The sequence below is a fragment of the uncultured Psychrobacter sp. genome (assembly GCF_947500265.1).
In the GTDB taxonomy this organism is placed as follows: Bacteria; Pseudomonadota; Gammaproteobacteria; order Pseudomonadales; family Moraxellaceae; genus Psychrobacter.
In genome coordinates this window covers 485,676-497,783 of sequence record NZ_CANMRN010000001.1, presented here as the reverse complement: position 1 = coordinate 497,783, position 12,108 = coordinate 485,676, and the positions used below count along the sequence as shown (strand labels likewise).

The following is a 12,108-nucleotide window of genomic DNA, read 5'->3' as shown; positions in this document are numbered from 1 at the left end:
ATCCTTGTTTCAGTAAAACGAGATAAATTAGCGTAGCTGGTTTAACCCTTCATCCTGTAGAACTTGACGTGAAATAATCACACGCATGATCTCATTGGTACCTTCCAGAATTTGATGCACACGTAAGTCTCGTACATGGCGCTCAAGCGGATACTCATTTAGATAACCATAGCCGCCATGCAACTGCAGGGCTTCATTGGCAACATCGAAACAAAGATCTGTAGACAGACGTTTTGCCATTGCGCAGTAGGTAGACGCTTGTCCATCGTTGTTGTCAACTTTATCAGCTGCTAGATACAGCATTTGGCGTGCGGCAATGGTCTGAGTCAACATATCAGCAAGTTTAAACTGTACCGATTGTAAGCTGGCAATTGGGCTACCAAATTGACTACGCTCTTGTACATAACTGGTTGCGGTCTCTAGTGCAGCCTGTGCCGTACCTACCGCACAAATACCGATATTAATACGGCCACCATCTAACCCTTTCATAGCGATACGAAAGCCTTGACCTTCCTCACCTATCAGGTTCTCTACTGGCACTTTTACATCTTTAAAGCTAGTCGTGCGTGTCGGCTGTGCTTTCCAGCCCATTTTGTGCTCGTTTTTGCCATATTCGATACCAGCACTATTGGCGTCTACAACGAACGCTGACACGCCTTTTGGCCCAGCATCACCAGTACGCGCCATCACTACCAATACATCGGTTGAGCCTGCGCCAGAAATGAAGGTTTTTTCACCGTTCAGTACGTAATGCTCGCCTTGCTTCTCCGCTTTGGTACGTAAAGAAGCTGCATCAGACCCTGCGTTTGGTTCTGTTAAGCAATAGCTGCCAAGCCACTCACCGCTGACCATATTGGGCAGATATTTTTTGCATAGCGTATCGCTGCCATATTCACCAATCATCCATGCGGCCATGTTATGAATACTCATATACGCTGCTACAGCCGTGTCGCCCCATGCAAGCTCTTCGAATACCATCGCTGAGTCCAGTCTTGGCAGGCCCAAGCCATCATACTCTGGATTGGTGTATAGCCCCAAAAATCCAAGCTCACCAGATTTTTTGATCACATCTATTGGGAAATGCGAGTTACGATCCCATTCAGCAGCATTTGGCTTTAGCTCTTTTTGCGCAAACTGACGGGCGGTTTGGCGAAAGGCGACTTGGTCATCGGTCAATGAAAAATCCATAGGGTCATCCTTGTTCTTATAGATCAAATATAGGGCTTAAATCTCAGATAAACGTTAATAAAAGCTCTAATGAAAATGTTGGTCAGAGATTTTATAAGACATTAGCGCGACATGATAGCGGCATAACGATAATAAAAGTGCGTTTAATAGTACCGCAAGTCGCATGATCGTCATACCGAAAACACAAAATGTCATACTGAAAAGACAATGAGCTGACGATTAAATTGAAATCGTTGTGTTGACACCGCGGCTTGCTTCATCATCAAACCAACGTGCCGTCACAGTCTTGGTCTGAGTATAGAACTGGACCGCTTGCTTACCATAAGGACCTAAGTCACCAAGCTTGCTGCCACGTGAGCCTGAGAAGGAGAACATTGGAAGTGGCACAGGGATTGGCAAGTTAATACCGATTTGACCAACTTGAATGTCTTGCTGGAATTTATGTGCAGCCGCCCCTGACTGAGTAAATATCGCCGTACCGTTGCCATGTGGATTGGCGTTCAGTAGTTCAATCGCTTCGTCCAAGCTATTAGCACGCATGATACATAGTACTGGGCCAAAGATTTCTTCTTTATAAATTTGCATATCACTTGTGACATTATCAAAGATAGTTGGGCCAACGAAGTTACCTTTTTCGAACCCTTCAACGGTAATTCCTCGACCGTCTAGAATCAAGCTCGCACCTTCTTCTACGCCAGTCCCAATCAAATGCTCGACACGGGCCTTTGCGGCAGGAGAAATAAGTGGCCCCAAGTCTTTGTCATTTTTCCCAGCTGAGACGACCAAGCTTTCCGCTTTTGCTTTAATTTCATCAATCCACTCGCCAGCTGAGCCTACTAGTACGACGACCGACAGCGCCATACAGCGTTGACCCGCTGCACCGAATGCTGCGCCTGCTAGCTGATTGAGCGTTTGCTCTTTATTGGCATCAGGCAGGATAACGCCATGATTTTTGGCACCCATCATGCACTGGGCACGCTTACCTGACTGGCTTGCACGCTCATAGACATGTTTGCCAACGTTAGTAGAACCTACGAAAGAAACGGCTTTGATATCTGGATGGTCGCAGATAGCATCGACGGTTGCTTTACCACCATGTACCACATTCAGCACGCCTTCTGGTACGCCCGCTTCAATCGCTAGCTCAACTAAGCGCATAGTCACCATCGGATCTTGTTCAGACGGTTTTAGGATGAATGTATTACCCGTAGCAATCGCCATTGGGAACATCCATAGCGGAATCATCGCGGGGAAGTTAAATGGCGTAATACCAGCACAAACACCGAGTGGTTGCCAAATACTATAAGTATCAACGCCTGATGCGACGTTTTCTACAAAGTCGCCGATTTGCAAATTGGCGATACCAGCGGCATGCTCTACCACTTCTAAACCGCGGAACACATCACCGCGTGCATCAGCAATCGTCTTTCCTTGCTCTGCGGTCAAGATTTCTGCCAACTCATCCATATGATCACGAATCAGAGACTGATACTTTAAAAAGATACGCGCACGCGTGGTGATTGGCGTTTTGCGCCATGTCTCAAACGCAGTCTGTGCGGCTGCGACAGCTTGGTTAATCTCATCATTAGTAGTTTGTGGCACTTTGGCAATGACTTCTTGCGTCGCTGGATCAGTGATATCAATCCATTCGTCGGTGTTTGATTGTACGAACTGACCATTGATGAGCTGTTGAACGTGGTGCATAAGATATCCTTATCTTTTTTGCGAGACTACCGTGTGACGGCACCTAGATATTTATTAGAAAAATAAAAGCGATGAGTATCTGACTATAAAACATTATTAAAAACTAAATTTTAAAATGATTTATTTTGTATCGTTATTGACTATAACAATAAATCATTTTTACGGTCAAGCGCTTTATCGAAATTTTTGCTAAGTTTATTTTAATAGCACGTGCTCTTATAAAAATTGTTTAAATAACAAAAACAAAAAAGCCCATGATGACTCATGAGCTTTTTGAAATTAACCTGACTTTGATACGCGATGAACAACATCACTATTTTTGTATGAGGCTAATTTATACCAATCAATAATCTTTCATCGCCTGCTTGATCGCATCAATAGCAGTTGGGTTATCAAGCGTTGACATATCTCCTGTCGGTTGGTTTTCCGCTAGAGCACGAATTGAGCGACGTAAGATTTTACCAGAGCGAGTTTTTGGCAGTGCCTGCGGGAAGTAGATAGCAGCTGGTCGGGCAATGCCGCCCAAAGATTTGACGACAGCGCCTATCACTTGTTGCTCGATACGGAAACGGTTTTCGGTGGTTTCAATTTGCGTTTGATCTTTTAGGACGCAGAACGCAATAGGTAGCTCACCTTTTAGCTCGTCTTGAATACCCACCACGGCACACTCTGCCATCTCTGGATGCGTACTGATTGCCTCTTCAATCTCTTGTGTGCCTATACGATGTCCTGCGACATTAATCACGTCATCAGTACGACCTAAGATATAAAAATAACCCTCTTCATCTGTCACTGCATAGTCCGAGGTTGAGTACTGCTGACCATCAAACAGACCAAAGTAGCTGCTAATAAAGCGCTCGTCGTTACGCCATACCGTGGTGAGACAACCAGGCGGTAGTGGTGCTTTAATTGCAAGCAATCCTTTTTCGCCAGCCTGACAAGAATCGCCAGTCTCCTCATTGATGACATGCGCTTCATAGCCATACATCGGGTAACCAGGTGACCCCTGCTTGTGCGGCTTATGATTGAACTTTGGCGTATGGCTCAAGATTGGCCAACCAGACTCTGTCTGCCAATAGTGATCTAAAATTGGCACGCCTAGGTGCTGAGTCAACCAACTAGCCGTTGACTCATCAAGTGGTTCACCTGCGAGAAAGAACGACTTCACACTAGACACATCGTAACGCGTCATCCAGCTTTCGTCTTGTTTTTTGAGCATGCGCACACCTGTGGGTGCGGTGAATAGAATATTGACTTTATTTGCTTCAACGATGCGCCACCAGATGCCAGGGTTTGGCATATGCGGTAAGCCCTCATACATGATACTGGTCATACCCGCCAGTAACGGCGCATAGATCGTATAAGAGTGCCCAACGGCCCAACCAATATCAGATATTGCCCAAAACGTCTCGCCCGCCTTGCCATCATAGACATAATCCATTGACGTCGTCAGCGCAACTGCATGACCGCCTGTATCCCGCTGCACCCCTTTTGGTGTGCCAGTAGTACCAGAAGTATAAAGCAGATAAGACGGGGTGTTTGACTCAAGCCAAACTGGATCTACGACTGCATTGGCCTCACAACTATGACGACGCTCGGTCGCATAATCGACATCGATGTCTTTTGCCTCAAATGGCAATATACCGCGATTGACCACCAGTACATGCTCTGGCTTAACAGATGCTTGCTCGACGCCTTGATTGACTAGGTTTTTATAATTGACGACCTTACCGCCGCGTAGCCCTGCATCTACGGTAATGACCATTTTTGCTTCGGCATCATCCATACGGATAGCCAAGTTATGGGCGGCAAACCCACCAAACACGACTGAATGGACGGCACCAATACGCGCACAAGCCAGCATGGCATAAGCGGCTTCCAATATCATCGGCATATAGATAATGACACGGTCACCCTTGCCAATACCGTGACGTTGTAGCACATCTGCGAAATAATTAACTTCTTTATACAAGTCATTATAAGTCAGGCGTCGCTTGGTATAGTCTGTATAAAACTCAACGTTGTTACCTAAATCTTTAAACGAATCAACGACCGCTGGAAAGGTTTCTATCAATTCTTGATTAATCTCTGATGACACCCACACAAAAGCATCTTGCTCTGCCCGGTCTGCTAGATGGCGATCGACGCAGTTATAACAAAGATTTGTCTCACCGCCGACGAACCATTTGGCAAAAGGCAGATTACTGTCATCTAGAATTTGCTCAGGCTCTTTATGCCAATAGATACGCTTCGCCTGCTCAGCCCAAAACTGCTCTCGATCCGTAATAGACTCATGATAAATATCAGCGAAGTTTGGCGTGTCTGTCGTTTGGGTGGAAACTGGGGATAGGGAATGGTCGCTCATAGTAGCTGTCCTTAGCATAAACGAGAAATGAGGCAATAGTATTTTATAGTTAAGGCACTCAATAAGTTGTCACGGTACTCACCTCGCACGGTGCACTGTCTGCGTGCAATTGGCTGTTACCAACTCTAAAATGCTTCAACTATAAAAAACCATGTCTTAGTAAATACTGGTCATCCTTGCCAGAATTAAAAAACCGATACATATCGTATCGGTTTAAAATGTAGCAGAGCCTATCGGAAAGGTCAACTATTAAGTGTGTAATACGCGCTACATTTTGACGAATACAAATATTTGAACATTTAACTAATACTAATTATATCTCAGTTTGATTGGCATACATCTCACGCATGACTTTTTTGTCATGTTTACCAACAGAGGTTTTTGGTAGCTCATCAACGAACTTAAACTGGCTTGGCACACCATACTTAGGAATGATACCGCGCTCTACCGCTTTTTCTGCAATCGCTTTGATATCATCAGCACTAGTATCCTTAGCATCAGGCTTTAGCACCACCAAAGCCAACGGACGCTCGCCCCATTGCTTATCACGCACCCCAATCACTGACACATCGGCTACTGACGGATGTAGTGATAAAATAGTCTCAATCTCTAGTGATGAAATCCACTCACCACCTGATTTGATCACATCCTTTAAGCGATCGGTGATTTTGATATAGCCATCAGGACGTATGTAAGCGATATCTTGGGTATGCATATAGCCATTTTCCCATAACTCTTTGCCAGCGTCGTCATTTTTGAGATAGCTTTGGGTCAACCAAGGTGCACGCAATACCAGCTCGCCTGTATTGTCTGGTCCAGTTCCTACTGACTTATTGCCTTCACCCCATACCTGAGCATCAACCATAAGCACTGGTTTACCTGTCATACAACGACGGGCAATGTCTTCTTCTTCAGTCATTTCAGGCTCATCGAGGCTAAATCCCGTTAAACTAATAAGCGGCGCTGTCTCCGACATACCATAGCCTGTATAGACCTCAATGCCTTGGGCCATGGCCGTTTTGGCTAGACTTTCTGTCAGTCTTGAACCACCAATAATCATTTTTAGACCATTAAAGCTAGCGTCGCGATCTTGTGCTTCTTTGAGTACCATTTGCAAAATCGTTGGTACACAATGGGTGATACTGACCTTTTCATTGACAATCAAATCCATTAACGTATCAGGCGCATAACGACCTGGATAGACTTGCTTTAGACCTACCATGGTCGCTGTAAATGGAAAACCCCATGCATGCACATGGAACATTGGCGTCATCGGCATATAGACATCACCATAGCTCACGCCTTGCTTATCAGGCAGCATACCCAAGGTTGCCGCTTCTGCTAGTGTATGTAGCACTAGCTGACGATGGCTAAAGAAAACCCCTTTTGGATCACCTGTCGTGCCTGAGGTATAAAAGGTCGTCGCAATGGTATTTTCATCAAAATCTGGGAAATCAAAATCGCTATTGGCAGCTTCTAATAGCGCTTCATATTCGCCTGTGACACGGCTTTGATTGCTACCAAAGATACCTTCAGCCGTGACACCATTGTCATCTAGCCAGATAATATGCTCAATACTTGAATTTTCAAACTGATAGTCTTTAACCAATGGCGCAAACTCAGAATTGAGCATGAGCACTTTAGGCTTGGCATGGTTGATGGTATAAAGGATTTTCTCAGGCGATAAACGGATATTGACGGTCTGTAAAACATACTCTGACATTGGCACGGCAAAATAAGACTCAAGATAGCGATGACTGTCCCAATCCATCACGGCAACCACATCACCTGCATCAAGCTTTAAGTCTGCCAATACATTGGCCAGGCGATTGATACGCTCAAACAACTCTTTATAAGTCAGGCGCTTTTTGTCCGCATACACAATCTCTTGATCTTGCGATACCGTTTTGGCACGGCTTAATAACTGCTTGACCAGTAATGGATAATCGTAGGCAGATGGTGCACTGTGGTAAATGTTTGACATAGATCTGACTTCCTTGTTTGTCGTACTGATAAGGGATAAATAACAATAACAATCAAGTTAATAGCAGCATAAAACCTACTGCGCTAACCATTTTAGTTTTTATAATAACATCGTTATTGATAGTAAGAAAAAAGCGGCGCTGTGTAAAGCGGTCTTACATTAAGTATCATAAGATGGCCGACCGAGCCTACATTAAATCAGACAGCCAATCACTTTGCCCGTACTGTGGTTTTAATCATTCCAAAACTGGCTATTAATAACGCCATTACCTGCACAAACAATAACAACCATACGGTAAGAGACCACTGCCCTCGCGCATAAGCTATGCCACCCAGCCATGCCCCTAGCGTACCGCCTGTATAGTAGCCCATATAATATAGACCCGAAGCTAATGAGCGACCCTTTTTCACATTGACCGCTATATAACTAATAGTCGCTGACTGCGTAATAAACACACCAGATGACATAATAGCCAGTCCTATAATCACCCCCCATAATGGCGTGACCAGAGTCAATAACACCCCAACCATAGATACGACGATAGCCACCCGTACTGTACGCGCCGATCCAAATCGGCGTAGCAATGTCGTAGATAATGGCGTGATAATAACACCAAGCAAATATACCGCAAAAATATTGGCGAGCGCACCAGTACCAAGCTCATAAGGCTTATCTGCCAAATGTAAATTGATAAAAGTGAAGCAGCCTACAAGGGAGAACAGCACGCAAGCGCCAAGCAGACATGCTGTTACCACATAGCGATTGGTGACATGCTCACCCAGCGTCTGTATCGCTGAGCGAAAATTAGGATTGGCCACAAAGTGACGAGACGATGGTAGCATCTTGCCGACCCATATTGCCCCCAATAGCGTCATCGCCGTCATCACATAGTAGCCATGACGCCAGCCTATCAGCTCATGCAAATGCCCCAACAAGAACCGACCCATAAAGCCGCCAAGCACGCATCCTGACACATAAAAGGACATCAGCTCAGTCATTGCTCGGCCCTCAAACTCCTCACCGATATAGGCAATTGTCACCACCGTAATACCCGGTACGGACAATCCTTGCATGAAGCGCCAAATGCCGACCCATTCAATGCTCGAGCTCTGGGCAATGAGTGCTGTTGGTATCGCTAAAAACAATAAAGCGCCAACGATAAACGACTTGCGCCCGACCGCATCTGAGAGCATACCCAGAAATGGTGACATGATGGCGATTGCCAATACAGTGGCACCAACGATCATGCCAGCCTGTACTTCAGTCGCAGCAAAGTCCACCATCATGACTGGTAGCACCGCTTGGATAGAGTACACTTGCAAAAAAGCAAACATACCTATTAGACCAATTGTGAGCTTCAATATCCATGACGTTGAATGATTGGAGGGAGCTGGTGGCACAGCTGTTATATCTTGGATCTGATCTTTAGAATTATTCACAGGGGATCTGACTATATTGGTTATACCATGACTGTAAATAATAACCGTCACTGGCGTGGATGATAGAGAGGAATAACGGTGATTTTTGCTCAATGTATAAGCAAAAATCACCATTATTAAACGATAAATGCTCATCATAATGACAAGCAAATTATGGTAGCACATTCACCAATATACTCAGGTTTAAAAGTGTTATTGCCTCTTGATAGATTCTTTATTTGGATTCGAGATTATCGTAGAAAAACTTGACTAGGAATCACATTTCGACTTGAGACGGTGAAGACAGTTTTCGACTCAGGAGGTCAAGATCAACGTTACGTTTATTGCACATACAGGATAGTATGGTTAGATGCTATTTGCGCACTTGTTAAGTACTTAACTGCTTTAACGATTGATGACGTTGACAGTTAACAAACACTACCTACGTTTATCTTTTCTAACCCATAGACATACACGACCACACAACTTTTTAGAATACGATTTACTATGACAAAAAATATGGTGCTTTCACAAATTATTATCGCGATGAGTATATTGGTTTTCTCTACGATGGCTGTAGCAGAAGTAACTGTGACCGAAACTAGCGTTAAAAGTCTCAACCCAGTTGGATCATCACTCGACGCTACAAACTCACTAGCGGCAGTAGACTGTATAAAGGATGACGCTATCACTGCTACTGAGCTCACAAAAACACGCGATAACGGTCCGTTTTCTATCAGTACCAAGCACGTGAGTCGTCAATCAGCCAATGGCTTCGGTGGCGGTACCATACACTATCCAACGGATGCTACTAACTGTGGTCTGCTAGGTGGTATCGCGGTAGTACCAGGTTACGTGTCGTATGAGTCTTCTATCAAATGGTGGGGACCGCGTTTGGCCTCTTGGGGATTTGTCGTTATTACTATTAATACTAGCTCCATTTACGACAATCCAGATAGCCGTGCTGAGCAATTGAGCGCAGCTCTCGATCATCTCCTCGCTGATGAAACAGTGGGTCATATGATAGATCAAAATCGTTTGGGCGCGATTGGCTGGTCAATGGGCGGCGGCGGAGCGCTACGATTGGCAACCAAGCGCAGTACGGTGCAAGCCATCATTGCACAAACGCCCTATCACGATACGAGCTATGGCGCGATGGATACGCCTGCTCTATTCATCGCTTGTGAAAATGACCGTATCGCCCCGAATAAAAAATATACCAATATCTTTTATCAAAAAGCTGACGGTCCAAAAATGAAGGTCGAGATTAACAACGGCAGTCATTTCTGTGCCAGTCATCGTTTTAACGAAAAGCTATTGAGTAAGCCTGCTATCGCATGGATGCAACGTTATATTAATGGTGATACCCGTTTCGATAAATTCTTATGTGGCAATGAAAGCTACAAAAATGATCCTCGTATCTCAGCCTATGATTACGAAGACTGTTTATAAGCTATTTTCAATCTACTTACGAAAGGGAGAACAGCCTTCACTGCTGATGATGACATTTGAATAACAACTCTTTTTTATTTTTACACATTTACATTGCTTCTATCTTTTTTCTTACAGACATTACTGCTATAAAAATTAATAATCATATAGTCAATCTTCTATAAATTGGATACGGTGTCAGGCCTGCTTAGTCTACAACTTGTAGTACTTTCACTCGCTTTCCTTGTATCCAAATTATATTGGACCGACTGTAGGGTGCTACAAACAAGTAAAATGATTGAATAAATGAACGATTAAGGAGCAATGTTGATGACTGATGAAATGTATGATTTAGGTGCAGGATTTTGGAGTATTCGAGGATCATTTATCAAAAACGGTATCCTTGATATCGGTGTCCAATGTGCGCTCATAAGACTATCATCAGAGCGATTTATCTTTTTAGATAGCTATACATTAACTGGTGATGTGCGTCAGCAAGTCATGGCATTGACCAATGATGGTCAAAATGTCGAAGCCGTCCTCAATGTTCATCCGTTTCATACAGTACACTGTGCTCAAATGGCCAAAGACTTTCCGCAAGCGACGTTTTATGGGAGTAGCCGACATCCGAGACAAGTACCTGAAGTCAATTGGGCAGACGACTTGGTCGAAAGCGATGCCATTGCTGCGCGTTACCCTGAACTCCAATTTTCTATACCTCAAGGCATCCATTACATTTCACCTGACGAGACGGTTCATGCCAGCTCATTGTTGGTCTATCATCCTGCTAGCCAGAGCATTTATGTCGATGATACCTTTGAGATACCCCCTTCCAAGTTAATAAATGCCGTGCAGCCTAACCTAGGCTTACACCCTACTACCAAAAAAGCGCTCAAAGCTGAGCCAAACGCAGCTAAGCACTATTGTGATTGGGCAGTAGAGCTGGCACACAAATGGCGTGATGGTCGTCATTTTTGCGGTGCCCACTCGGGATTGGTTGTATTTGATGAAGGTCAATTTGAGTCAGCACTTATATCAGCGATTGATCTGGCTCGCCCTGAGCTTGAGAAGGCATAAAAACAAACATAAAGGTGTAAAGAGTTAGAACGCATACTACTAAAACAACTCGAAAAACAAAGTTTACGGTGAAAAAGTAGCTTCGTTTTATTTACATATTTTATTTAATTAACTAGACGAGGAAAATTATAAATGACTGATCACATTCATGATTTAGGCGCAGGATTTTGGAACATACGCGGAACATTCCGTCTCGGTGGCGTGCTAAATATCGGCACTCAATGCTCGCTAGTCAAGCTATCATCAGGAAAATTTATCTTTTTGGACAGTTACGCCCTCACCGGTGATGTTCGAGATGAGGTCATGGCACTCACTAACAATGGTCAAGATGTCGAAGCGGTGCTGAACGTACATCCTTTTCATACAGTCAGCTGTGCTCAAATGGCCAAAGACTTCCCGCAAGCGACGTTTTATGGCAGTAGCCGTCACCATAAAAAAGTGCCAGGAATCAACTGGGCAGATGATTTGGTAGAAAGTGACGCAGTCGCTGCACGCTATCCTGAACTTAAGTTTTCAATGTCAGAGGGCATTTACTATATTTCGCCCAATGAGATGATCCATGCAGGTTCTTTATTGGCTTATCATCCTGCCAGTCAAAGCTTGCACGTAGATGATACTTTTATGAGTCCACCAACGAAGCTATTAGAAGCTGTATTGCCTGAGCTAATACTGCATCCTACAACCAAAAAAGCACTGAAAAACGAGCCAAACGCTGGCGCGCAATACTGCGACTGGGCGACCAATTTGGCTCATGAATGGCGTGACGTACGCAATTTCTGTGCTGCGCATTCTTATCTTGTTCAGTTCAAAGAAGGTGGGTTTGAGAAAGCACTGGTGAAAGCCGTTAAGAAAGCACGTCCAAAACTAGAAAACGCCTAACTTCTCACACCTTAGACATATATTTTTGACAAACATAAAAACGGGTCGCTATTACTGTGCTT

Annotated in this window: 8 protein-coding genes; 3 read left to right on the top strand and 5 right to left on the bottom strand. The window is 44.3% G+C overall.

All coding sequences use genetic code 11. The annotated features are described in order from the left end of the window. Positions 1–27 precede the first annotated feature (27 nt). The 5 genes from Q0788_RS02060 to Q0788_RS02040 form a co-directional block, all read right to left on the bottom strand. Complete coding sequence (locus tag Q0788_RS02060) at positions 28–1,188, bottom strand: acyl-CoA dehydrogenase family protein (protein ID WP_298807530.1); 1,161 nt, start codon at positions 1,186–1,188, stop codon at positions 28–30. 219 nt (positions 1,189–1,407) lie between these two features. Next, entirely contained in the window at positions 1,408–2,892 is a 1,485-nt protein-coding gene (locus tag Q0788_RS02055; RefSeq protein WP_298807529.1) for a CoA-acylating methylmalonate-semialdehyde dehydrogenase, read from the bottom strand. 343 nt (positions 2,893–3,235) lie between these two features. Beyond that, complete coding sequence (locus Q0788_RS02050) at positions 3,236–5,257, bottom strand: propionate--CoA ligase (RefSeq protein WP_298807526.1); 2,022 nt, start codon at positions 5,255–5,257, stop codon at positions 3,236–3,238. 313 nt (positions 5,258–5,570) lie between these two features. Further along, positions 5,571–7,241: a fatty acid--CoA ligase gene (locus Q0788_RS02045; RefSeq protein WP_298807524.1), complete on the bottom strand. Its 1,671-nt coding sequence runs from the start codon at positions 7,239–7,241 to the stop codon at positions 5,571–5,573. Between the two features lie 209 nt (positions 7,242–7,450). Beyond that, positions 7,451–8,605 carry an MFS transporter gene (locus Q0788_RS02040; RefSeq protein ID WP_298807671.1) on the bottom strand — a complete coding sequence of 385 codons (1,155 nt, stop codon included), beginning with the start codon at positions 8,603–8,605 and terminating at the stop codon, positions 7,451–7,453. Positions 8,606–9,166: 561 nt separating this feature from the next. Here Q0788_RS02040 and Q0788_RS02035 point away from each other — a divergent pair. From Q0788_RS02035 to Q0788_RS02025, 3 genes are all read left to right on the top strand, one after another. Then, complete coding sequence (locus tag Q0788_RS02035) at positions 9,167–10,111, top strand: dienelactone hydrolase family protein (RefSeq protein WP_298807523.1); 945 nt, start codon at positions 9,167–9,169, stop codon at positions 10,109–10,111. A 309-nt stretch (positions 10,112–10,420) separates the two neighbouring features. Further along, positions 10,421–11,167: a hypothetical protein gene (locus Q0788_RS02030; protein ID WP_298807522.1), complete on the top strand. Its 747-nt coding sequence runs from the start codon at positions 10,421–10,423 to the stop codon at positions 11,165–11,167. A 132-nt stretch (positions 11,168–11,299) separates the two neighbouring features. Then, on the top strand, positions 11,300–12,046 hold the full coding sequence (locus Q0788_RS02025) for a hypothetical protein (protein WP_298807520.1): 747 nt from the start codon (positions 11,300–11,302) through the stop codon (positions 12,044–12,046). Positions 12,047–12,108 lie beyond the last annotated feature (62 nt).

What these genes read in the sequence shown, in the direction of transcription:
- Q0788_RS02050 (WP_298807526.1), bottom strand. Translation starts at nt 5,257, where the DNA reads ATGAGCGACCATTCCCTATCCCCAGTTTCCACCCAAACGACAGACACG.
- Q0788_RS02030 (WP_298807522.1), top strand. Translation starts at nt 10,421, where the DNA reads ATGACTGATGAAATGTATGATTTAGGTGCAGGATTTTGGAGTATTCGA.
- Q0788_RS02025 (WP_298807520.1), top strand. Translation starts at nt 11,300, where the DNA reads ATGACTGATCACATTCATGATTTAGGCGCAGGATTTTGGAACATACGC.
- Q0788_RS02055 (WP_298807529.1), bottom strand. Translation starts at nt 2,892, where the DNA reads ATGCACCACGTTCAACAGCTCATCAATGGTCAGTTCGTACAATCAAAC.
- Q0788_RS02045 (WP_298807524.1), bottom strand. Translation starts at nt 7,241, where the DNA reads ATGTCAAACATTTACCACAGTGCACCATCTGCCTACGATTATCCATTA.
- Q0788_RS02060 (WP_298807530.1), bottom strand. Translation starts at nt 1,188, where the DNA reads ATGGATTTTTCATTGACCGATGACCAAGTCGCCTTTCGCCAAACCGCC.
- Q0788_RS02035 (WP_298807523.1), top strand. Translation starts at nt 9,167, where the DNA reads ATGACAAAAAATATGGTGCTTTCACAAATTATTATCGCGATGAGTATA.